The organism is Pseudomonas glycinae (assembly GCF_001594225.2).
Taxonomy (GTDB): domain Bacteria; phylum Pseudomonadota; class Gammaproteobacteria; order Pseudomonadales; family Pseudomonadaceae; genus Aquipseudomonas; species Aquipseudomonas glycinae.
Genome location: NZ_CP014205.2, coordinates 5,080,277 through 5,104,149, shown reverse-complemented (window position 1 = coordinate 5,104,149; position 23,873 = coordinate 5,080,277). Strand labels below are relative to the sequence as shown.

The 23,873-nt window shown below is 61.1% G+C and carries 17 protein-coding genes; 13 read left to right on the top strand and 4 right to left on the bottom strand.

Annotated elements, in window-relative coordinates:
* Positions 1-67: 67 nt before the first annotated feature.
* On the bottom strand, positions 68-880 hold the full coding sequence (xthA, locus tag AWU82_RS23370) for an exodeoxyribonuclease III (protein ID WP_064380745.1): 813 nt from the start codon (positions 878-880) through the stop codon (positions 68-70).
* Between the two features lie 327 nt (positions 881-1,207).
* Here xthA and AWU82_RS23365 point away from each other — a divergent pair, with 327 nt between their 5' ends.
* From AWU82_RS23365 to AWU82_RS23335, 7 genes are all read left to right on the top strand, one after another.
* Entirely contained in the window at positions 1,208-1,858 is a 651-nt protein-coding gene (locus AWU82_RS23365) for a GNAT family N-acetyltransferase (protein WP_064380744.1), read from the top strand.
* Between the two features lie 66 nt (positions 1,859-1,924).
* The gene (locus AWU82_RS23360) at positions 1,925-3,652 is read left to right on the top strand and encodes an autotransporter assembly complex protein TamA (RefSeq protein ID WP_064380743.1); all 1,728 of its coding nucleotides are present in this window, start codon (positions 1,925-1,927) and stop codon (positions 3,650-3,652) included.
* Positions 3,649-7,323: a translocation/assembly module TamB domain-containing protein gene (locus AWU82_RS23355; RefSeq protein WP_064380741.1), complete on the top strand. Its 3,675-nt coding sequence runs from the start codon at positions 3,649-3,651 to the stop codon at positions 7,321-7,323. The genes AWU82_RS23360 and AWU82_RS23355 overlap by 4 nt, the downstream gene beginning before the upstream one ends.
* Before the next feature lie 259 nt (positions 7,324-7,582).
* A complete protein-coding gene (locus AWU82_RS23350) occupies positions 7,583-8,065 on the top strand; it encodes a MarR family winged helix-turn-helix transcriptional regulator (protein WP_011334990.1) in 483 nt (160 codons plus the stop codon).
* Positions 8,055-9,524, top strand: coding sequence for an efflux transporter outer membrane subunit (locus AWU82_RS23345; protein ID WP_064380738.1), 1,470 nt, complete (start codon positions 8,055-8,057; stop codon positions 9,522-9,524). The genes AWU82_RS23350 and AWU82_RS23345 overlap by 11 nt, the downstream gene beginning before the upstream one ends.
* Positions 9,525-9,539: 15 nt before the next feature.
* A complete protein-coding gene (locus AWU82_RS23340; protein WP_064380737.1) occupies positions 9,540-10,742 on the top strand; it encodes an HlyD family secretion protein in 1,203 nt (400 codons plus the stop codon).
* A gap of 174 nt (positions 10,743-10,916) precedes the next feature.
* On the top strand, positions 10,917-12,446 hold the full coding sequence (locus AWU82_RS23335) for a DHA2 family efflux MFS transporter permease subunit (RefSeq protein WP_039767480.1): 1,530 nt from the start codon (positions 10,917-10,919) through the stop codon (positions 12,444-12,446).
* 72 nt (positions 12,447-12,518) lie between these two features.
* On the opposite strand, the gene lpxH is transcribed toward AWU82_RS23335, so the two are convergent.
* Entirely contained in the window at positions 12,519-13,274 is a 756-nt protein-coding gene (gene lpxH, locus AWU82_RS23330; protein WP_064380735.1) for a UDP-2,3-diacylglucosamine diphosphatase, read from the bottom strand.
* Positions 13,271-13,777, bottom strand: coding sequence for a peptidylprolyl isomerase (locus AWU82_RS23325; RefSeq protein WP_011334985.1), 507 nt, complete (start codon positions 13,775-13,777; stop codon positions 13,271-13,273). Before AWU82_RS23325 ends, lpxH begins: the two co-directional genes overlap by 4 nt.
* Before the next feature lie 250 nt (positions 13,778-14,027).
* Here AWU82_RS23325 and AWU82_RS23320 point away from each other — a divergent pair, with 250 nt between their 5' ends.
* From AWU82_RS23320 to AWU82_RS23310, 3 genes are all read left to right on the top strand, one after another.
* The gene (locus AWU82_RS23320) at positions 14,028-15,728 is read left to right on the top strand and encodes a glutamine--tRNA ligase/YqeY domain fusion protein (protein ID WP_039767474.1); all 1,701 of its coding nucleotides are present in this window, start codon (positions 14,028-14,030) and stop codon (positions 15,726-15,728) included.
* A gap of 20 nt (positions 15,729-15,748) precedes the next feature.
* Positions 15,749-17,131: a cysteine--tRNA ligase gene (gene cysS, locus AWU82_RS23315; protein ID WP_039767472.1), complete on the top strand. Its 1,383-nt coding sequence runs from the start codon at positions 15,749-15,751 to the stop codon at positions 17,129-17,131.
* Positions 17,132-17,422: 291 nt separating this feature from the next.
* A complete protein-coding gene (locus tag AWU82_RS23310; RefSeq protein ID WP_064380733.1) occupies positions 17,423-18,634 on the top strand; it encodes an MFS transporter in 1,212 nt (403 codons plus the stop codon).
* 16 nt (positions 18,635-18,650) lie between these two features.
* Here the strand turns inward: AWU82_RS23310 and AWU82_RS23305 are convergent, their stop codons facing one another.
* The gene (locus AWU82_RS23305) at positions 18,651-20,501 is read right to left on the bottom strand and encodes a sigma-54-dependent Fis family transcriptional regulator (protein WP_064380732.1); all 1,851 of its coding nucleotides are present in this window, start codon (positions 20,499-20,501) and stop codon (positions 18,651-18,653) included.
* A gap of 302 nt (positions 20,502-20,803) precedes the next feature.
* Here AWU82_RS23305 and AWU82_RS23300 point away from each other — a divergent pair, with 302 nt between their 5' ends.
* Genes AWU82_RS23300 through AWU82_RS23290 form a run of 3 tightly spaced genes read left to right on the top strand, consistent with a single transcriptional unit; the run spans position 20,804 to position 23,873 of the window.
* A complete protein-coding gene (locus AWU82_RS23300; protein WP_007951489.1) occupies positions 20,804-21,898 on the top strand; it encodes an ABC transporter ATP-binding protein in 1,095 nt (364 codons plus the stop codon).
* Positions 21,898-23,010 carry an ABC transporter ATP-binding protein gene (locus tag AWU82_RS23295; protein ID WP_007951488.1) on the top strand — a complete coding sequence of 371 codons (1,113 nt, stop codon included), beginning with the start codon at positions 21,898-21,900 and terminating at the stop codon, positions 23,008-23,010. The genes AWU82_RS23300 and AWU82_RS23295 overlap by 1 nt, the downstream gene beginning before the upstream one ends.
* Complete coding sequence (locus AWU82_RS23290) at positions 23,007-23,873, top strand: carbohydrate ABC transporter permease (protein WP_007951487.1); 867 nt, start codon at positions 23,007-23,009, stop codon at positions 23,871-23,873. The genes AWU82_RS23295 and AWU82_RS23290 overlap by 4 nt, the downstream gene beginning before the upstream one ends.

Here is a 23,873-nt window from a genome sequence, read left to right as displayed (position 1 = left end):
GAGGTTGCTGAAAGATGACAGGGCAGAAGATCACAACCGCTGGCTGTGATCTTCTGCTTCAAGCGGGTCAGCTCAATTCCAGCCAGATCGGCGCATGGTCCGAAGGCTTTTCCATCCCGCGCAGTTCATAGTCGACGCCGGCGGCTTTCACCCGTGGCAGCAAACCGTGGGACGCCAGAATCACATCAATGCGCAGGCCGCGCTTCGGCTCGTCTTCAAAACCACGGCTGCGGTAGTCGAACCAGCTGAACGTGTCGGTCACGTCCGGGTTCAGGTGACGGAAACTGTCGGTCAGGCCCCAGTTTTTCAGGCGGGCCATCCACTCGCGCTCTTCCGGCAGGAAGCTGCATTTGCCGGTTTTCAGCCAGCGCTTCATGTTGTCCGGGCCGATGCCGATGTCGCAGTCTTCCGGGGAAATGTTGACGTCACCCATCACCACCAGTGGCTGTTCATTGTGGAACTGGCTTTCCAGCAGGGCTTGCAGATCGCTGTAGAAGCGTTGCTTGGCGGGGAATTTGGTCGGATGGTCGCGGCTTTCACCCTGTGGGAAATAGCCGTTCATGATCGTCACCGGCACGCCGTTGGCGTCGGCGAATGTGCCCCAGATGAAGCGTCGCTGCGCGTCTTCTTCATCGGTGGCAAAGCCCTTGTGCACAGCAATCGGTTCCTGGCGCGAGAGCAGGGCAACGCCGTAATGACCTTTCTGGCCGTGGAAATACACGTGATAACCCAGGGCCCGCACTTCATCCAGCGGGAACTGGTCGTCGTGGACCTTGGTTTCCTGCAGGCCGATCACGTCCGGCTGATGCTTCTCGATCAGCGCCGCCAGCTGATGCGGACGGGCCCGCAGTCCGTTGATGTTGAAGGAAACGATCTTCATGGTCGGCAGTCCTGGCAAAAGGGCGATGCTAGCTGACATGTAGGATCTGGGCCAGCGTGGGGTAAGCAGATTCATTCAGGTCTGTCAGAGGTGCGCTGCCTGTAACGGCCCCATCGCTGGCAAGCCAGGCTCCCACAGTGTCCGGGTCGTACACAAAACTTGTGTACGCAGGAAAAACCTGTGGGAGCTGGCTTGCCAGCGATGAGGCCCGACCAGTCGATGAAGATCTCTGGTTGGTCTATACCTGTGGGGAACTGTGCCATCACCAAAAGGTTCGTACCAACAAGAGCGCCGCCATCCGAGCACGCCCCGGGGAGAATCACCGTCATGCCTGAAACCCAAACCGCCATTGCCGACATTCATATGCTCGACCGCGGCTATTCCCGTGAAGCGCGATCCCTTCTTTATCAGGCCTATCGTCACGAGCCGACCTTCGCCTACCTGTTCGAAGCCGAGCGTCCGGGTTACGAGCAGCGGGTACGGGCCACGGTGCGGGAGCTGGTCAAACAGCATTTCCTGCAGGATCTGCCGGCCATCGGCCTGTTGGTCAACGACCGCTTGATCGGCATCGCCCTGATCGCGCCGCCGCAGCGGCGTCTGGGTGTTACCGAGAGTTGGGCCTGGCGTTTGCGCATGGTGTTGAGCACCGGTTTCCGCTGCACCCGGCGTTATCTGGAATACCACGCTGCCGTTGAAGCCTGCGTGCCGACCGACTCGGTGCACATGCTGCCGCTGCTCGGTGTGCATCCCCAATTTCAGGGCAAACACTTTGGCGAACAGCTGCTGCAAGCGGTGCACAACTGGTGCGCGGTGGACGAAACCTCCCAAGGCGTGATCCTCGACACCGGCAACCCGCGTTACCTGGAGTTCTACAAGCGTCAGGGTTACGAGGAAATCGGTGAAGTGGCCGTCGGCCCGGTGCGCGAGCACGTGTTTTTCCACGCCAACCCGCAGGTGTTACAAACAGCAACGGGATGACCATCGAACTTTTTCGGAAATTTCCTGTTCTATCACGCTCCCAAGCCCGTGATAGCATCCGCGCCTATGAAGTTTCCAGGAAGATTTACCAGTGGCGTGCTCATGCTGTTAAGCAGCTGCGCGGCGCTGGCGCAAAGTGAATTGGATGTGCGGATCAAACCGTCCAACGATGAACTGAAAGCCAATATAGAAGGCTATATCGGCAGCCTCGGCGATCGTGACGAAGAAGCCTTGCAGCGCTTCAGTCGCGGCGCCGAAGAGCAGGCGCGCAAGGCCGCCCAGGCCTTGGGTTATTACCAGCCGCAGATCGAAAGTGACGTCAAGGGCGGTGAAAAACCGCGTCTGGTGCTGAACATCGATCCCGGCGAGCCGATCCGCCTGCGCAACGTGACCGTTCGCGTCAACGGTCCGGCGGCCTCCCTCAAATCCTTTCGAGTCCCGAAAAGTGACGTGCTCAAGCCCGGCGCGGTGCTCAACCATGGGCGTTACGAAGACGCCAAACGCCTGATTCAGAATCAGGCCTCGCGCTATGGCTTCTTCAGTGGCCGTTTCACCAGCCAGAAATTGATGGTCGACCCACGCGCCGGGGTCGCCGACGTCGAACTGATCTACGAAAGCGGCCCGCGTTATGCGCTGGGCAAGGTCAGCTTCGAAGGCGACACCCCGTTCGACGAAGACCTGCTGCAACGCATGGTGCCGTTCAAGGCCGGCGAGCCGTATGACTCCGAGCTGATCGCCGAACTCAACCGCGACCTGCAATCGAGCGGCTACTTCGAAGGTGTGCGGGTCGATGCCGCGCCGACCGCCGCAAAAAACGACGTAATCCCGGTGGACGTCAAACTCGACACCCGCAAGCCGCGCACCATGGGCCTGGGTCTTGGTTATTCCACTGACGTCGGCCCGCGCATCAAGGCCAACTGGACCCGCCACTGGGTCAACCCGCAGGGCGACAGTTATGGCTGGGAGGCCGAACTGTCGGCGCCACGGCAGAACGTCGGCCTGTTCTATGACATCCCGCTGGATCCGCCGCTGACCGATAAGCTGCGCTGGGCCGGCGGTTATCAATACGAGGACATCGACGGTTCCGACACCTTGAGCAAGCTGCTGACCTTCGGCCCGGAATGGCACAGCAAATTGCCGAGCGGCTGGCAGCGGGTGATCTCGCTGAAATGGCAGCGCGAGGAATATCAGCTCGGCGATGACTCCGGCCTGAGCACCTTGCTGATGCCCGGTGTCAGCTATTCCTACCTCAAGAGCGACAACCGCATCGATCCGCACAATGGCTATCGCCTGACCTTCGAAAGCAAAGTGGCGAAAGAAGGCCTCGGCTCAGACAACAACCTGGTTTACGGCACGGCGTTGGTCAAAGGCCTGACCACCGTGTTCGACAAGCACCGTCTGCTCGGCCGGGTCCAGGTCGGCGGCAGCGCCACCAACGGCTACAAATCGGTGCCGCCGTCGCTGCGCTTCTTCGCCGGTGGCGATCAGAGCGTGCGTGGTTACGACTATCAGAGCCTGTCCCCGGAGAACTCCGAGGGCGACCGCATCGGCGGGCGCTACATGGTGGCCGGCAGCGTCGAGTATCAATACTCGATTGCCGAGAAGTGGCGCGTGGCGACTTTCGTCGATCAGGGCAACTCCTTCAACAAACTCGAACTGCCGAACCTCAAGACCGGGGTCGGTATCGGTGTGCGCTGGGTTTCGCCAGTGGGGCCGATCCGCCTCGACCTGGCCCACGCGCTGGACGACGATGGCGGCATCCGGCTGCACTTTTCCATGGGGCCTGAGCTGTGAAGCGTGGTTTGAAAATATCGGCGCTGGCGTTGTTGTCGCTGGTGCTGCTGATTGTATTGAGCATCACCGTTGTGCTCGGAACGCAGGCCGGCAGCCGCTGGGTGCTGGGTCTGGTGCCGGGCTTGAGCGTCGACAATTTCCAGGGTCGGCTCGGCGGGCAGTGGAGCGCCGATCATCTGCTGTGGCAGCAGGACAGCAGCCGCGTCGAACTGAGCAAACCGATCTTCGAATGGTCGCCGCTGTGCCTGACGCGCATGACGTTGTGCATCGAACAGCTCAAGGCCGATACCGTCAGCCTGCAATTCCCGCCGAGCGAAGAAGTCACCGAAAGCGGCCCAATCAAACTTCCTGATCTGCAATTGCCCGTGGCCATCGAGCTGGGCGACGTGCAGGTCGGCAGCCTGGTGTTCAATGGCAGTGAGGAGTTGAAAGGCCTGCAACTGGCGGCGCACTGGACCGCCAAGGGCCTGCAGATCGACAGCGTGAAACTGCAACGTGACGAGTTGAGCCTGAATCTGTCCGGCCTGCTACAACCGACCGGCAACTGGCCGCTGAATATAACTGGTGATCTGACCTTGCCGTCGCCGGCGCCCGAGCCGTGGACGCTGGCGCTGAAAATCGACGGCGACCTGCTGAAAACCCTCAACCTGCACGCCGACAGCCGTGGCTACCTCGACGGCCAGTTGAGCGGCGAACTTCAACCGCTGGTGGAAAACCTCCCTGCCAAGGTGCGGATCACCGCGGAGGCGTTCAAGCCGAGCGCGGATCTGCCGGACACTCTGCAATTCAATCAACTGGAATTGACCGGCGAAGGCGACCTGAAAAACGGTTACCAATTGCTCGGCAATGCCACGTTGCCTGCCGAGAAAGGCCCGGTGGCGCTGTTGCTCAAGGGTAAGGTCGACGCCAAAGGTGCGCAGATTGCCGGCCTCGACCTGACGGCCAACGACAAGCAAAGCGTCAAGCTCACCGGCAACGTTGACTGGAGCAAAGGCCTCAGCGCCCAAGCCAATATCAACTGGCTGGACTTTCCCTGGCATCGGCTCTATCCGGAGATCGAAGAGCCGCAGGTCACATTGCGCACCTTCACCGGCGAAGTCTCCTACACCGACGGTCAGTATCTCGGTAACTTCGCCGCCGCTGCAGATGGTCCGGCGGGGGCGTTCACCCTGAGCAGTCCGTTCAGCGGCAATCTCAAGCAGATCTTCCTGCCACAACTGAAACTCGAAGCCGGGCAGGGCAAGGCCGAAGGCCATGTGAACGTACAGTTCGCCGATGGCATTGCCTGGGACACCGCGCTGGAACTGTCGGCGCTCAACCCGGCGTACTGGGTTGCGGAGTTGCCGGGCACCCTGGCCGGTCCGTTGAAGAGCAAAGGCGAAATGAAAAACGAGCGCCTGAGCCTGAACGCCGACCTCGATCTGAAGGGCAAACTGCGCGGCCAACCGGCGATCCTGCAAGCCAAGGCTGACGGCGCTGGCGAGCAGTGGAATCTGAATGCCCTGCAAATTCGCCTCGGCGACAACAGCATCAACGGCAAAGGCAGTCTGCAACAAAAGCTCACCGGACAGATCGACATCAAACTGGCGCGTCTGGCCCAGCTCTGGCCGCAACTGCGCGGGCAGATCAACGGTCGGGTCGATGTCGCTGGCACGCTCAAGGCGCCACAGGGCAAGCTCGGCCTGCAAGGTTCGCAACTGGCGTTCCAGGACAATCGCCTGCAAAGCCTCAACCTCGATGCCACCCTCGACAGCGCGCAACGGGCGAAAATCGACCTCAAGGGCAGCGGCATCCAGGCCGGCGATACGTCGCTGGGCACTTTGACCGCCAGCGCCCAGGGCGATATCAAAAACCAGAAACTCAACCTCGACCTGCTCGGGCCGAAGCTGAAACTGGCGCTGGGCCTGGACGGCAATCTGGACAAAGGCAACTGGCGCGGACGACTGGCCAGCGGTGACATTCAGGCCGGCGGTCAGGACTGGAAGTTGCAAAACCCGGCCAAACTCGAGCGTCTGGCCGACGGCAAGATCAACTTCGGCGCCCATTGCTGGATGTCCGGCAATGCCAGCCTGTGTGGCGAAGACCAGCGCCTGATGCCGGAGCCGAAGCTGCGTTATCACCTCAAGCAATTCCCGATCGAAAGCCTGGCGCAATGGCTACCGAAGGATTTCGCCTGGCAGGGCAAGCTCAACGCCGACCTGCAACTGGACCTGCCGGCCAGCGGCCCGAACGGCCAGATCAGCGTCGATGCCAGCGGCGGCACCTTGCGCATGAAGGAAAAGGATCAGTGGGTCGACTTCCCGTACCAGACCCTCAAGCTCACCAGCAAACTCACGCCCAAGCGCATCGACACCGACCTCAACTTCGTCGGCGGCAAGCTCGGTGAATTGATGGTGCAGGCGCAGCTCAACCCGCTGCCGAAGAACAAGCCACTCAGCGGTACATTCCGCCTCAGCGGACTGGATCTGTCGGTGGCGCGGCCGTTTGTGCCGATGGTCGAGAAACTGACTGGGCGGCTGAACGGCAGCGGCACGATTTCCGGTGGTCTGCTCGCGCCGCTGGTCAACGGTACGGTGCAACTCAGCGACGGCGAAGTGTCTGGGCCGGAATTGCCGATCGAGCTGCAAGCGTTGCAACTGCAAGCGGTGATCGCCGGTGAAGCCGTGCAATTGAACGGCGGCTGGAAAAGCGGCAAGAGCGGGCAGGGCAGCCTGAACGGCAACATCGCCTGGGGCCAGGCGCTGGTGGTGGATCTGGCGCTCAAGGGCACGCAATTGCCAGTGACGGTCGAACCCTACGCCAAACTGGAAGTGGCGCCGGACCTGAAGATTTCCATGGCCGGCGATGAGCTGGCGATTGCCGGCAAGGTGCTGGTGCCGAAAGGCGAAATCACCGTGCGCGAACTGCCGCCATCGACGGTGAAAGTCTCCGATGACACGATCATCGTCGGGGCGCAGACCGAAGAGGGCAAACCGCCGCTGGCGATGAAAATGGACATCGATGTGGTGGTCGGCCAGGACAAGTTGAGCTTCGCCGGGTTTGGCCTGACGGCCAACCTGCAAGGCCAGGTACACATCGGCGACAACATGGATACTCGCGGCGAACTGTGGCTCAACGACGGTCGATACCGCGCCTACGGCCAGCGCCTGACGGTGCGTCGCGCGCGCCTGCTGTTCGCCGGCCCGATCGATCAGCCGTATCTGGATATCGAAGCAATTCGCCAGACCGACGACGTAATCGCCGGTATTCGACTGAGCGGCAGCGCCGAGCAGCCGACCACGCAGATTTTCTCGGAACCGGCGATGAGCCAGGAACAGGCTCTGTCCTATCTGGTGCTGGGGCGTCCGCTGAGCACCACCGGCGAGGACAACAACATGCTCGCGCAGGCGGCGCTCGGTCTGGGTCTGATGGGCAGTTCCGGAGTCACCAGCAGTCTGGCCAGTGATCTGGGCATTCAGGACTTCCAGCTCGACACCCAGGGCAGCGGCAACACCACCAGCGTGGTGGCCAGCGGCAACATCTCCGAAAAACTCAGCCTGCGCTATGGCGTCGGCGTGTTCGAACCGGCCAACACCATCGCCCTGCGCTACAAGCTGAGCAAAAAGGTCTACCTCGAAGCCGCCAGCGGCGTGGCCAGTTCGCTGGATATCTTCTACAAGCGGGATTTCTAGCCCGCTTTTCCCTCCTGATCATTCCCACGCTCCGCGTGGGAATGCAGCCCCGGACGCTCCGCGTCCCATTCAACAGCTGACACAGAGCGGCCATTCAGGCATTCCCACTCAGAAGGTTCGACGCCTGGACGTGGGAACGATCTCGTGCGGTCAGTTATCGGCTAATTACAAAGCAACCTAACTATTACGTTGACATTCGCTGCCTAGGCAGTAACATCTCGACATACATTCACTGCCTAGGCAGTTATTAGGTGAGCACATGAAGCATTTCACCCCAGACGAATTCCAGCATTGCCATCTCGGCCTGTTGCTCGGCCGTGCGGCCTTGCTCAAGGACAAGATCATCGACACCCACATGGAACCCCACGGCATCACCGCCGCGCAGTTCAAGGTGTTGATCATCATGGCCCAGTTCGGCGTCGACACCCCGGCCGAGCTGTGCCGGCACCTGTCGCTGGACAGCGGTTCGATGACCCGCATGCTCGATCGTCTGGAACAGAAAGGCTTTCTGGTTCGCCAACGCAGCGAAGGCGATCGCCGTCAGGTGCAACTGAAACTCACCGAGCAGGGCCAGCAACTGGCCGATCGCCTGCCGCACATCGGCGCCGACGCCATGAATGAGCTGGCCGGCGCCGTGACCCCGGACGAGTTGAAAACCCTGGAATACATCCTCAAGAAAATTTTGCTGGCAGCCGGTGACCCCATCACCATCCAGCGGTTAGGTGAACACAATGAGCGGTAAAACCTTGCGCAGCAGCCTGACACTGGTGCTGTCGGCGATGATTCTCGCCGGTTGCGCCAACTACAGCGGCCTCGATACCCAGGGCGCGAGCCTCGATGCGAAAACCCTGCAGACCGGGCAATCGCTCAATGGCGTGACCCTGTCCCCGGCCGCGTGGCCGAAGAGCGACTGGTGGACCAGCCTCGGCGACCCGCAACTCAACGGTCTGATCCGCGAAGCTCTGAAAGACAGCCCGGACATGCAGATCGCCGACGCCCGCGCCCATCAGGCCAGCGCCGCTGCGTACGCCGCCGATGCCGAGCGTTATCCGACCCTCGACGCCAGCGCCGGCATCAGCCGTTCGCGTCTGGCCCGGGATCAGGATCCGTTGGGGCAGGGTGGGGCTTACTCCACCGTGCGCAATATCAGCGCCGGCTTCAATTACAACTTCGACCTGTGGGGCGGTCAGCGCGACGCCTGGGAAGCCGCACTCGGTCAGGCCCGCGCCGCCGAAGTCGACCGTCAGGCCGCGCAACTGACCCTGGCTGCCGATGTGGCCCGGGCCTACAGCGATCTCGGTCAGGCGCACATCGTCTATGACCTGGCCAACGAAGACCTCAAACGCACCAAACAGATGCTCGACCTGAGCCAGCGTCGTTTGAGTTCGGGGATCGACAGCCAGTACCAGTTCCAGCAGACCCAAAGCCTGGAAGCCAGCTCCGAAGCCAGCCTGATCGACGCTGAAAAGCGCCTGAACAGCGCGAAAATCGCCCTGGCCGTATTGCTCGGCAAAGGCCCGGATCGCGGTAACGAAATCGCTCGGCCGAAAGTCCTGCAAGCCAGCGCTGTCGCACTGCCATCGGTGCTTCCCGCCGAACTGCTGGGCCGTCGTCCGGATCTGGTCGCCGCGCGCTGGCGTGTCGAGGCCGCGAGCAAGGACATCGATTCGGCCAAGACCCGCTTTTATCCGAACTTGAACCTGTCGGCTTCCGCTGGTGCCGAATCCTTGTTGGGGGACGCGATGTTCGGTTCCGCCAGTCGCTTCTTCAACATTGCCCCGACGATTTCGGTGCCGATCTTCGATGGCGGACGCCTGCGCGCCAACCTCGATGCGCGCGACGCCGATTACGACCTCGCCGTGGCGCAGTACAACAAAAGCCTGGTGAAAGCCCTGGGCGATGTCAGCGACACCATTAACCAGCTGCGTGACATCGGCCGGCAGATCGGCGCCCAGCAGCACGCAACCGAGATTGCCCAGGATTCTTACAACACCGTCGTCCAGCGTTACGGTTCCGGCATCGGCAACTACCTGGACGTGCTCAGCATCGAGCAGCAATTGCTGCAGGCCCAGCGTCAGCTGGCGAACCTGAATGCCGAGCAGATCGACCTGTCGATTCAACTGATGCAAGCGCTGGGCGGCGGCTTCCAGGGGCAAACCCTGACCGCAGCCAACGCCACCCCAGCCACGCCGCACAACTAATTCAAGGTACTTGTCATGGCCACTGCCGAAAACACACAAGCTCAAGACAACGCCCAGGACACTGGCAACCCGCGCAAACGCAAGGTGATGCTGCTGGTGCTGGCCGTTGTGGTTGCCCTCGCCGGTGCCGGCGTCTGGGCGTATCACGAATTCATCGGGCGCTGGAGCGAAAGCACCGACGACGCCTACGTCAACGGCAACGTGGTGGAAATCACCCCGCTGGTGACCGGCACCGTGGTCAGCATCGGTGCTGACGATGGCGATCTGGTGCATGAAGGCCAGGTGCTGATCAACTTCGACCCGAACGACGCCGAAGTCGGCCTGCAAAGTGCCAAGGCCAATCTGGCCCGCACCGTGCGTCAGGTGCGCGGCCTGTACAGTAACGTCGACGGCATGAAGGCTCAGGTCAATGCGCAACAGGCCGAAGTGCAGAAAGCCCAGGACAACTTCAACCGGCGGAAAAATCTCGCGGCCGGCGGGGCGATTTCCCAGGAAGAACTGTCCCATGCCCGCGATGACCTGACCTCGGCACAGAACGCCCTGGCCAACGCCAGGCAGCAGTTGAAAACCACCAGCGCGCTGGTCGATGACACCGTGGTCTCTTCGCACCCGGACGTGATGGCCGCCGCCGCGCAACTGCGCCAGGCCTACCTGACCAACGCTCGCAGCACCTTGATCGCACCGGTCACCGGTTACGTCGCCAAACGCACCGTGCAACTTGGCCAGCGTGTGCAGCCGGGCACCGCGCTGATGGCGGTGATCCCGCTGGATCAGCTGTGGATCGACGCCAACTTCAAGGAAACCCAACTGCGTGACATGCGCATTGGCCAACCGGTGGAGATCGAGTCGGACATCTACGGCAGCGACGTCAAGTTCAACGGCACCGTCGACAGCCTCGGCGCGGGCACCGGCAGCGCGTTCGCCCTGTTGCCGGCGCAGAACGCCACCGGTAACTGGATCAAGATCGTGCAGCGTGTGCCGGTACGGATTCATGTCAACGCCGAAGAGCTGGCCAAACACCCGCTGCGCGTCGGCCTGTCGACCAATGTCGAGGTCAATCTGCACGACCAGAGTGGCCCGGTACTGGCCCAGCAGCCGCCGCAAAAGGCCTCGTTCAGCACCAACGTCTACGACCGCCAACTGGCCGAAGCCGACGCGATGATCACCCAGTTGATCCACGACAACAGCGCGGCGGTCAGCAAGACTGCGCAACGCTGATCCACCACTGACCCTGTGGGAGCGGGCTTGCTCGGGAAAGCGGTGTGTCATTCAGCATTGATTTGTCTGACAGACCGCCTTCGCGAGCAAGTCGAATCGTCGCACCGCCGCTCCCACAAAGGGCAGCTGTGTCCGTAACAGACACGGCGCCAACCCGGCTTCATAGGATTCGCGATGAGCAATAACGCCTCTTTTACGCCGCCCAGCCTGTTGCTCAGCACCATCGGCCTGTCGCTGGCGACCTTCATGCAGGTGCTCGACACCACCATCGCCAACGTGGCGCTGCCGACCATTTCCGGCAACCTCGGCGTGAGTTCGGAGCAGGGCACCTGGGTCATCACCTCGTTCGCCGTGAGCAACGCCATCGCGCTGCCACTCACTGGGTGGCTGAGCCGTCGCTTCGGTGAGGTGAAGCTGTTTCTGTGGGCGACCATTCTGTTTGTGCTGGCTTCGTTCCTCTGCGGTATTTCCACGTCGATGCCGGAACTGATCGGCTTCCGCGTGCTGCAAGGCCTTGTAGCGGGGCCGTTGTACCCGATGACCCAGACGCTGCTGATCGCGGTCTATCCACCGGCGAGGCGGGGCATGGCCCTCGCATTGCTGGCGATGGTCACGGTGGTGGCGCCGATTGCCGGACCGATCCTCGGCGGCTGGATTACCGACAGTTACAGCTGGCCGTGGATCTTCTTCATCAACGTGCCGATCGGGATCTTCGCGGTGATGGTGGTGCGCCAGCAGCTGGCCAAACGCCCGGTGGTCACCAGCCACCAACCGATGGATTACGTCGGGCTGATCACGCTGATCATCGGCGTGGGCGCGTTGCAGGTGATCCTCGACAAGGGCAATGACCTGGACTGGTTCGAGTCGAATTTCATCATCATCGGCGCGGCCATTTCGGTGATCGCGCTGGCGGTGTTCGTGATCTGGGAAATGACCGACCAGCATCCGGTGGTCAACCTGCGGCTGTTTGCCTATCGCAACTTCCGCATCGGTACGCTGGTGCTGGTATTGGGTTACGCCGGGTTCTTCGGCATCAACCTGATCCTGCCGCAGTGGTTGCAGACCCAGATGGGTTACACCGCGACCTGGGCCGGGCTGGCGGTGGCACCGATCGGCATTCTGCCGGTGCTGCTGTCGCCGTTTGTCGGCAAGTACGCGCATAAGTTCGACCTGCGTCTGCTGGCGGGGCTAGCGTTCCTGGCGATCGGCCTGAGCTGCTTCATGCGTGCTGAATTCACCAACGAGGTGGACTTCCAGCACATCGCTCTGGTGCAGTTGTTCATGGGGATTGGGGTGGCGCTGTTCTTCATGCCGACCTTGAGCATCCTGATGTCGGACTTGCCGCCGAGCCAGATTGCCGATGGCGCAGGTCTGGCGACGTTCCTGCGGACATTGGGTGGCAGTTTTGCGGCGTCGTTGACCACGTGGATCTGGATTCGCCGGGCGGATCAGCATCATGCCTATATGAGCGAGAGCATCAGCACCTTTGAGCCAGCGACTCGCGAGACCTTGCATTCGCTGGGTGGCGCGAGCCAATCGGCCTATGCACAGATGGATCAGATCCTCACCAGTCAGGCGTACATGCTCTCCACCGTGGATTACTTCACGTTGTTGGGGTGGGGGTTTATGGGGTTGATATTGATTGTTTGGCTGGCCAAGCCGCCGTTTGCTGCCAAGGCAGGCCCGGCCGCCAGCGGTCACTAAGTCCGACAGATCGTTCCCACGTCGAGGCGTCGAACCGTCTGCGTGGGAACGATCAACTAAGTCCGGGAACGATCAGGCGGTGGCAGGGGCGGGTAGTGCAGGCGGTGGCGCGAAGTCAAACGGCGCTAACGCAAACCCGTTCTCATCCACCTGTAACGCCCAACCCTGACGATCCCAATCCCCCAGCACGATCCGCTTCGCCGCTTGGTCGCCGATCTGCAATTTATGGATGGCCGGGCGATGGGTGTGCCCGTGAACCAGGGTTTTCACCCCGAACTCCTGCATGATCCGCGGAATTTCCTCCGGCGTGACATCGACGATGTCATTGGCCTTCATCCGCGTCTGCGCCCGGCTTTCGCTGCGCAGCTTGCGCGCGAGCTTGTGCCGAGTGCGCAAGGGCAGGTTGCGCAGGATGAACAGGCTGAGCGGGTTGCGCAGGTAGCGGCGCAGCTTCATATAGGCTTCGTCGCGGGTGCACAGGCTGTCGCCGTGCATCAGCAGCACCGGTTCGCCGTAAAACTGCACGACACTCGGATCCTTCAACAGCGTGCAGCCAGCCTCTTTGCAGAAGGCCTTGCCGAGCATGAAGTCGCGATTGCCGTTCATCAGAAAAATGGCCGTGCCGCTGTCGCTCAAGTCGCGCAGGGCCTGGCAGATGGAACGCTGGAAGGGGGTCATGGCGTCGTCGCCAATCCACGCCTCGAAAAAGTCGCCCAGAATGTACAACGCACTCGCCGAGCGGGCGCGTCCGGCGAGCAAATCCAGAAACGCCCGGGTAATGTCCGGGCGCTCCTCTTCCAGATGCAAGTCTGAAATCAGCAATATCACGCTTCGATGATCTCGGCTTTCTCGATGATCACGTCGTCTGCGGGTACGTCCTGGTGACCTGCCTTGGACGTGGTGGAAACGCCTTCGATCTTGTCGACTACGTCGGTGCCCGCAACCACTTTACCGAATACGGCATAACCCCAGCCCTGAGCGGTCTTGGCGGTGTGGTTCAGGAAGCTGTTGTCGGAGGCGTTGATGAAGAACTGCGCCGAAGCCGAATGCGGGTCCATGGTACGGGCCATGGCGATGGTGTACTTGTCGTTCTTCAGACCGTTGTCGGCTTCGTTCTGGATGCTCGGGCTCTTGTCTTTCTTTTCTTTCATGCCTGGCTCGAAACCGCCGCCCTGGATCATGAAGCCTTTGATGACGCGGTGGAACACGACGTTCTCGTAGTGACCTTTCTTGACGTATTCGATGAAGTTGGCGGTGGTGAGAGGCGCCTTTTCAGCGTTCAGTTCGATGACGATGTCACCGAAGTTGGTGGTCAATTTAACTTGAGTCATGATCGATGCTCTTTATAAGGAATTCGTGGGTATTGGGACATTTGGGCCCCGTACCGGTTCAGCCCGTGAGGGCCAAGGTGCGCAGTTTAGCGTGACAGGCGCGAATTTCGAGGCTGTTTTTCAAAACCCGGCGATTAAATGCATTCCTTTTAAGCCCTGCTCTGTCAGGGGCTTGACAGCATCGGCTATGATAGCCGCTTTGTTTTGTCAGGCCCGTGTCCCGGCCGCGCACTGTACGTTCAAGGATCCTATGAGCAAGCCCACTGTCGACCCTACCTCGAATTCCAAGACCGGCCCCGTTACGCCGGTCAATTTCCTGCGCCCGATCATCCAGGCGGACCTGGACTCGGGTAAGCACACGCAGATCGTCACCCGTTTCCCGCCTGAGCCTAACGGCTACCTGCACATCGGCCACGCCAAGTCGATCTGTGTGAACTTCGGCCTGGCCCAGGAGTTCGGCGGCGTCACTCACCTGCGTTTCGACGACACCAACCCGGCCAAGGAAGACCAGGAATACATCGACGCGATCGAAAGCGACGTCAAATGGCTGGGCTTCGAATGGTCCGGCGAAGTGCGCTATGCCTCGCAATATTTCGACCAGTTGCACGACTGGGCCGTTGAACTGATCAAGGCCGGCAAGGCCTACGTCGACGACCTGACGCCCGAGCAAGCCAGGGAATACCGTGGCAGCCTGACCGAACCGGGCAAGAACAGCCCGTTCCGCGACCGGTCGGTGGAAGAGAACCTGGACTGGTTCGCCCGCATGCGCGCCGGTGAGTTCCCGGACGGTGCCCGCGTACTGCGTGCCAAGATCGACATGGCCTCGCCGAACATGAACCTGCGCGACCCGATCATGTACCGCATCCGCCACGCCCATCACCACCAGACCGGTGACAAGTGGTGCATCTACCCGAACTACGACTTCACCCACGGTCAGTCGGACGCCATCGAAGGCATCACCCACTCGATCTGCACCCTGGAGTTCGAAAGCCATCGTCCGCTGTACGAGTGGTTCCTCGACGCACTGCCGGTGCCGGCGCACCCGCGTCAGTACGAATTCAGCCGTCTGAACCTCAACTACACCATCACCAGCAAGCGCAAGCTCAAGCAACTGGTTGACGAGAAACACGTCAATGGCTGGGACGATCCGCGCATGTCCACGCTGTCGGGCTTCCGCCGCCGTGGCTACACCCCGGCATCGATCCGCAACTTCTGCGAGATGATCGGCACCAACCGTTCCGACGGCGTGGTCGACTTCGGCATGCTCGAGTTCAGCATCCGTCAGGACCTCGACGCGAACGCCCCGCGCGCCATGTGCGTGCTGCGTCCGTTGAAAGTCGTGATCACCAACTACCCGGAAGATCAGGTCGAGAACCTCGAACTGCCGCGTCATCCGCAGAAAGAAGAACTCGGCGTGCGCCAGCTGCCGTTCGCCCGTGAAATCTACATCGACCGCGATGACTTCATGGAAGAGCCGCCAAAAGGCTACAAGCGCCTGGAGCCGAACGGCGAAGTGCGTCTGCGCGGCAGCTACGTGATCCGTGCCGACGAAGCGATCAAGGACGCCGACGGCAACATCGTCGAGCTGCGTTGCTCGTACGATCCGGACACCCTGGGCAAGAACCCTGAAGGCCGCAAGGTCAAGGGCGTGATCCACTGGGTGCCGGCCGCTGCCAGCATCGAGTGCGAAGTGCGTCTGTACGATCGCCTGTTCCGTTCTCCGAACCCGGAGAAGGCCGAAGACAGCGCGAGTTTCCTGGACAACATCAACCCTGACTCACTGCAAGTGCTGACCGGTTGTCGTGCTGAACCCTCGCTGGGCAATGCACAGCCGGAAGACCGTTTCCAGTTCGAGCGCGAAGGCTACTTCGTCGCGGATATCAAGGACTCGAAACCAGGTCAGCCGGTATTCAACCGTACCGTGACCCTGCGCGATTCGTGGGGCCAGTGATCAAGTCTTAAGGAAACACCGTGCTTACGATCTACAACACGCTCACCAAGAGCAAAGAAGTCTTCAAGCCGCTGGATGGCAACAAGGTGCGCATGTACGTCTGCGGGATGACCGTATACGACTACTGCCACCTGGGCCATGGCCGCAGCATGGTCGCGTTCGACCTGGTGACCCGCTGGTTGCGGTTCAGCGGTTATGACCTGACCTACGTGCGCAACATCACCGACATCGACGACAAGATCATCAACCGGGCCAACGAGAACGGCGAGTCGTTCGAAGCGTTGACCGAGCGCATGATCGCGGCGATGCACGAAGACGAAGCGCGCCTGAACATCCAGAAGCCGGACATGGAGCCGCGCGCCACGGATCACATCCCTGGCATGCACGCGATGATCCAGACCCTGATCGACAAGGGTTACGCCTACGCCCCGGGCAATGGCGACGTGTACTACCGCGTCGGCAAGTTCATGGGCTACGGCAAGCTTTCGCGCAAGAAGATCGAAGACCTGCGCATCGGTGCGCGGATCGAGGTCGACGAAGCCAAGGAAGATCCGCTGGACTTCGTGCTGTGGAAAGGCGTCAAGCCGGGCGAGCCGAGCTGGGAATCGCCGTGGGGCGCGGGGCGTCCGGGCTGGCACATCGAGTGCTCGGTGATGTCCACCTGCTGCCTCGGTGAGACCTTCGACATTCATGGCGGCGGCAGCGATCTCGAGTTCCCGCACCATGAAAACGAAATCGCCCAGAGCGAAGCGGCCACCGGCAAGACCTACGCCAACGCGTGGATGCATTGCGGCATGATCCGTATCAATGGCGAGAAGATGTCCAAGTCCTTGAACAACTTCTTCACCATTCGCGACGTGCTCGACAAGTACCACCCGGAAGTCGTGCGTTACCTGCTGGTGTCGAGCCACTACCGCAGCGCGATCAACTACTCGGAAGACAACCTCAAGGACGCCAAGGGCGCACTGGAGCGTTTCTACCATGCGTTGAAAGGCCTGCCGAATGTGGCGCCGGCTGGCGGCGAAGCGTTCGTCGAGCGTTTCACCACGGTGATGAACGACGACTTCGGCACGCCGGAAGCCTGCGCGGTGCTGTTCGAGATGGTGCGTGAGATCAACCGTCTGCGCGAGAGCGATCTCGATGCCGCGGCCGGTCTGGCGGCGCGTCTGAAAGAACTGGCCAGCGTGCTCGGTGTGTTGCAGCTCGAAGCCGATGATTTCCTGCAGGCCGGCGCCGAAGGGCGTGTCGATGCTGCTGAAGTCGAGGCGCTGATCGCTGCGCGTCTGGCGGCACGTGCCGGCAAGGACTGGGCCGAATCCGACCGCATCCGCGACCAGCTCACCGCCATGGGCGTGGTGCTGGAAGACGGCAAGGGCGGCACGACCTGGCGTCTGGCTGACTGATCGCTGCGCTTGCTACAAACAAAACCCGCCTTGTGCGGGTTTTTGTTTTTCTGCTGGCTGGCAGATTTGATTGATCGTTCCCACGTCGAGGCGTCGAACCGTCCGCGTGGGAATGCCTCAATGGACGCTCCGCGTCCGCTTCGGCATGGGACGCGGAGCGTCCCGGGCTGCATTCCCACGCAGAGCGTGGGAACGATCCAGACAATGTGCGATTGCTTTTGGTATTCGCATAGGTCTTGATAGCGCACGCGGCAGGATGCTCATCAGCGACGAATCCGGAAGGGAGGAATCATGGCTAATCACTATCGCGAACTGGTATCGACACCCGGCGCCACCGGGCTGATCCTCGCGAGCTCCATCGCCCGACTGCCCCAGGCAATGATCGGCATCGGCATCATCACCATGCTGGTGCAGCAGACCGGCGTTTACTGGCTGGCGGGCGCAGTCGCCGGTACGTTTACCCTGGCTAATGCGCTGCTCGGTCCGCGCATCTCGAAACAGGTTGATCGGCGTGGCCAGAGTCGTGTGCTGCCCGTCGTCACGGCCTTCAGTATCGTCATGCTGCTGGCGCTGATTGTTGCCGTGCACCTGAGGGCTCCGGCCGCGTTGTTTTTTGTGCTGGCGGCTCTGGCGGGGACGATGCCGAGCATGCCGTCCATGATCCGCGCACGCTGGACGCAGCTGTTTCGTGGCAAGCCGCAACTGCACACCGCGTTCTCGCTGGACACAGTCCTCACTGAACTGGCTTACATCATCGGCCCGCCACTGGCGATCGGTTTGAGTGTGAGTTTCTTCGCGGAAGCCGGGCCGCTGGTGGCGGTAGGGTTGCTCGCTGTCGGCGTGACGGCGTTTCTCATGCAGCGTCAGACCGAACCGAAAGTGGTGGCGGGCAACCGGAGAAACAGTGGTTCGACCCTGCTGATTCCCGGCGTTCGCACCATTGTCCTGGCGTTGCTGGCGATGGGGGTTATTGGCGGAGCGATCGATGTTGCCGTTGTGGCCTTCGCCAATGCGCAAGGCTGGCCATCGGCTGCCACCTTCATTCTTGCCGCCTATGCATTCGGCTCGCTGGTGGCGGGTCTGACCTTCGGCGCGCTGCGGGTTTCGCTGGCGATTGAAAAACAGTTCTTTATCGGGATCCTGGTCACGGCAGTCACCGGCGTATTGCCGGTTTTCTCACCGGACGTTTATGTCCTTACCGCGATGCTGTTTATCGCCGGCATCTCGTTCGCGCCGACCATGGTTGTGGTGATGAAGCTGGGGACGATCATTATCCCGGCGGCGAGGATGACCGAAGGGCTGACGTGGATGACCACCGGGATCAGCATCGGCGTGGCGCTCGGCGGCATGCTGGCGGGGCTGGTAATTGACGCTTACGGTGCACGGGCAGGGTTCGGCGTTGCGATAGCCGCAGGTCTGATGATGATGGTTGTGGTGTTGATGGGCCTGCGGACGTTGGCGGCGGCATCGGCTGCGCCTGTTGAGCCAGCCGTTTCGGTCTGATCCGCTATGGAGGCTCTCAGCTTTCAATCTGCCGCAATCGCTTGTACAGCGTATTGCGGCTCACCCCCAACCGTCGCGCCAGATGGGAAATATTCCCGCCGGCCAGTTGCAACTCCCGGTTCAACGCCTCGGCATCGTTCAGATCGATGCCCAACGGCTCGGCCACCTCTACTGGCTCCATCTCCAGATCGACAAAAAAGTCGTCCGGCAAATGCTCGGGTCGAATCGGTTGTTCCTCGGCCATCGCCAGCGCTACCTGCATCACGCTGCTGACCTGACGCAGATTGCCCGGCCACGGGTGCCGCTCGAACAGCTCCAGCACCTCACGACTCAATCCCGCCCACTGCGACGGCTCGCGATGTTGTTCCCACAACCGTTTGAACAGCGCCTGCTTGTCGCTGCGCTCGCGTAGCGGTGGCAATTCCAGGGTCAAACCGCCGATGCGGTAGTACAGATCTTCGCGAAAGCGCCCCAGTTGCACCTGTTCCCTGAGCGAGCGGTTGGTGGCTGAGATGATCCGCAGATCCACCGGAAACAGCTCGCTGCTGCCCACCGGTTGCACGCAGCGCTCCTGCAACACCCGCAACAGGCGGGCCTGGGTCGGCAGTGGCATGTCGCCGATTTCATCGAGGAACAGCGTGCCTTTGTCGGCCTTGCGGATCAGGCCGATGCTGCCTTTCTGGTTGGCGCCGGTGAATGCGCCTTTCTCATAGCCGAACAGCTCAGACTCCACCAGTTCGGCGGGGATCGCCGCGCAGTTGACGGCGATGAACGCCTGTTTGCTGCGGGAGCTGGCCTGGTGCAGAGCCTTGACGAAGACTTCCTTGCCGACCCCGGTTTCCCCGTGAATCAGCAGCGGAATGTCTTTTTCCAGTAAACGCTCGGCCTGGCGCACGGCTTTTTCCACGCGACTGTCGCCGAAGTGCAAAGTGCTCAGGCTGATGGCCGTCGGTACGGTGACTTTCGGTTCAGCGGTTCTGGCTTCAGTAAAGACCCGCGCCTGAACCGGCGCCTGTTTAGGTCGCTTCAGCAAACACTGGAAACGATTGCGCCCGGAAGTCTGCAAGGCAAACGGCAAGCCATCCGGCTGATTGATCAACTCCAGCAACGACACCTTGAACAGGCTTTCAACGCTGACCCGCGACAACCGCACCCCCAGCAGATTGTCGGCCCGACGGTTGGCCGACAACACCTGACCGCTTTCATCAAAGATCAGCAGCCCGGCCCACTGGCTGTCGAGGTTGTTCAACCCGGTGTTGAAGGTCAGTTGAAAGTGCTGGCCATGGAACAGGTTGAGGATCAGCCGGTTTTCCACGGTCTGGCTCATCATCTTGACCATGCCGAGGGTGTGCGAGGGCGGCAGATAACTGTCGCTGGACACATCGAGCACGGCGATGACCTTGCGCTCGGCATCGAAAATCGGCGCGGCGGAGCCTGTCATGAAGCGGTTGGCCTTGAGAAAGTGTTCATCGTGTTCGATATGCACCGCCTGCTCGCAGGCCAGCGCCGTGCCGATGGCGTTGGTGCCGCTGGCGCGCTCGACCCAACTGGCGCCGGCCTGAAAACCGCGCGCCAGGTTCGGCTCGATGAAGCGCTGTGTACCCCAGGACGTCAGTACCTGGCCCTGATTGTCGGCCAGCATGATCAGGCAGTTGGAGTTGCTCAGGATGTTCTCGTAATACGGCAGCACTTCTTGGTGAGTGGTCTGTACCAGCGAATGATGGCGGTCGAGCAACTGCGCGATGCCGGCGGCGGGCAACTGATCGAAAGCCGGGGCGCTTTGATGATTGAGACCGAAGGCGCGGCAACGGGACCAGGAGTCCTGGACGATCGCATCGTGGGAAAGCGGCGGGGCAGGTGCGGCCATGGCAGTCAGCCTCTGAATACAGCATTTTTATTATTGTTATTGAGATCTCTTTGGGAGTGAGCAAGCTCGCTCTCACAGGATCCGTGCCAAAAAGCATCCATAGAGTGTTGTTCACGATTGTTCATTGTCAATCGCCCGACTGTTCAATTGTTCATTCGTAACTGTTCATTTATGTTCAGCTACGAACCACGGTTTGCGTGGCTTGCAGCGAATTCGACGGTAAATCAAAGGCTTGGCGTTTCTGGCACGAATGTCGCTCTACAGCACAGGTCGCTTGACTCCAATAATAAAAAGGCCGAGCCATGTCACTCACTCTGGAGCACGTCAGCCGCACCGTCGAGGGCCAGACCTGGATCGACGATGCGAGCCTGAAATTCGAACCTGGATCCTTCAACGTTCTGCTCGGGCGCACGCTGTCCGGCAAGACCAGTCTGATGCGTCTGATGGCCGGTCTGGACAAGCCCGACAGCGGCCGCATCCTGATGAACGGCGTCGACGTCACCCAGCGCCCGGTGCGTCTGCGCAACGTGTCGATGGTCTATCAGCAGTTCATCAATTACCCGACCATGACGGTGTTCGAGAACATCGCCTCGCCGCTGCGCCAGGCCGGGATCTCCAACGAGCAGATCCAGAGCAAGGTGCAGGAAACCGCGAAGATGCTGCGCATCGAGAAATTCCTGAAGCGCTATCCGCTGGAACTGTCTGGCGGCCAGCAGCAGCGCACCGCGATGGCGCGGGCGCTGGTCAAGGATGCCGAGCTGATTCTGTTCGACGAGCCGCTGGTCAACCTCGACTACAAACTGCGCGAAGAACTGCGCCAGGAAATGCGCGAGCTGTTCAAGGCGCGCCATACCATCGCCATCTACGCAACCACCGAGCCCAATGAAGCGCTGGCGCTGGGCGGCACCACCACCATTCTTCATGAAGGCCGGGTGATCCAGAGCGGCCCGTCGACCGAGGTCTATCACCAGCCGCAAACGGTGCTGGCGGCTGAATTGTTCTCCGAGCCACCGATCAACCTGATGCCGGGGCGCATCGCCGGCAACGAAGTGAGTTTCGCCAACTTCGTGCACTTCCCGTTGAACGTCGACCTGCGGCCGGTGGGCGAGGGCGAGTTCCGTTTCGGCGTGCGCCCGAGTCATATCTCGCTGGTGCCGAGCAACGACGACGACCTGGAACTGGCGGTGACCGTCGAGGTGGCGGAAATCAGCGGTTCGGAAACCTTCCTCCACGTGCGCAACGAGCATTTCCTGCTGGTGCTGCATTTGCCCGGCGTTCACGAATACGACGTCGATGCGCCGATCCGCATCTATATCCCGACCCATAAACTATTTGTGTTCGATGCGCAGGGCCGTCTGGTGCAGGCACCGGGCCGGCGTGTCGCGAGGGTTGCCTGATGGCCGAAATCCGTTTGCAGCACCTCGCCCACAGCTACAGCAAAACCCCGAGCGGGCCCGAGGATTACGCGATCCGCGAGATGGACCACATCTGGGAGCAGGGCGGCGCCTATGCCTTGCTCGGTCCGTCGGGTTGCGGCAAGTCGACCTTGCTCAACATCATTTCCGGTCTGCTCAGCCCATCTCAGGGTCATGTGCTGTTCGACGGCAAAGCGGTCAACGACCTGACCCCGGAGAAGCGCAACATCGCCCAGGTGTTCCAGTTCCCGGTGGTGTACGACACCATGACCGTGTTCGACAACCTGGCCTTTCCTTTGAGAAATCAGGGCCTGGCCGAGGCGAAAGTGCACAGCAAGGTGCAGGAAATCGCCGAAGTCCTCGACCTGCAAAACCTGCTGAGCAAAAAGGCGCGCAACCTCACCGCCGACGAAAAACAGAAAGTCTCCATGGGCCGTGGTCTGGTGCGCGATGACGTGTCGGCGATCCTGTTCGACGAGCCGCTGACAGTGATCGACCCGCACCTGAAATGGAAACTGCGGCGCAAGCTCAAGCAGATCCATGAGCAGTTCAACATCACCATGGTCTACGTCACTCACGATCAGCTGGAGGCTTCGACCTTCGCCGACAAGATCGCGGTGATGTACGGCGGCCAGATCGTCCAGTTCGGCACGCCACGGGAATTGTTCGAGCGGCCAAGCCACACCTTTGTCGGCTACTTCATCGGCAGCCCGGGGATGAACCTGATCGAAGTGCAGCCGCAACCGGGCGGGGTCGGTTTCAACTCGACCCATCTGCCGCTGTCGGACGGCTTGCAGCGCCATATCGAACACGGCCAGTGGAAAAATCTGAAGGTCGGCATCCGTCCCGAGTTCATCCATGTGTGGGACGAGCCGTTCGATGACGCGATGCAGGCGCGGGTCGTACACGTCGAAGACCTCGGCACCTACAAGATCATGACCCTGGATCTGGACGGCGCACCGCTGAAAGTGCGACTGGCCGAGGACAAACCGGTGCCGCAGGGCACGGCCTACATCAGTTTTCCGGCGCAGTGGCTGATGGTCTATGCCGACGAATTTCTGCTGGATGCCACCGACAGCGAGGTACAGCCATGAACAAGGTGCAGAACAACAAGGCCTGGTGGCTGGTGTTGCCGGTGTTCCTGCTGGTGGCCTTCAGTGCGGTGATCCCGATGATGACTGTGGTCAATTATTCGGTGCAGGACATCTTCGACCAGTCCAGCCGCTACTTCGTCGGTGCCGACTGGTACAAGCAGGTGCTGCTCGATCCGCGTCTGCACGACTCGTTGCTGCGCCAGTTCATCTACTCGGCGTGTGTGCTGCTGATCGAAATCCCCCTCGGCATCGCCATTGCGCTGACCATGCCGACCAAGGGCCGCTGGTCGTCGGTGGTACTGATCGTGCTGGCGATCCCGCTGCTGATTCCATGGAACGTGGTCGGCACTATCTGGCAGATTTTCGGCCGCGCCGACATCGGTCTGCTGGGTTCGAGCCTCAACGCCATGGGCATCAGCTACAACTACGCGGCCAACACCATGGACGCCTGGGTCACTGTGCTGGTGATGGACGTCTGGCACTGGACTTCGCTGGTGGCGCTATTGTGTTTCTCCGGGCTGCGGGCGATTCCCGATGTGTATTACCAGGCCGCCCGCATCGACCGGGCCTCGGCCTGGGCCGTGTTCCGGCACATTCAGTTGCCCAAGTTGAAAAGCGTGCTGCTGATCGCGGTGATGCTGCGCTTCATGGACAGCTTCATGATCTACACCGAGCCGTTCGTGCTCACCGGTGGCGGGCCGGGTAACTCGACGACCTTCCTGAGTCAGACCCTGACCCAGATGGCCGTAGGCCAATTCGACCTGGGGCCGGCGGCGGCATTCTCGCTGGTGTACTTCCTGATCATCCTGCTGGTGTCCTGGCTGTTCTACACCGCCATGACCCACAACGATGCCAACCGCTGA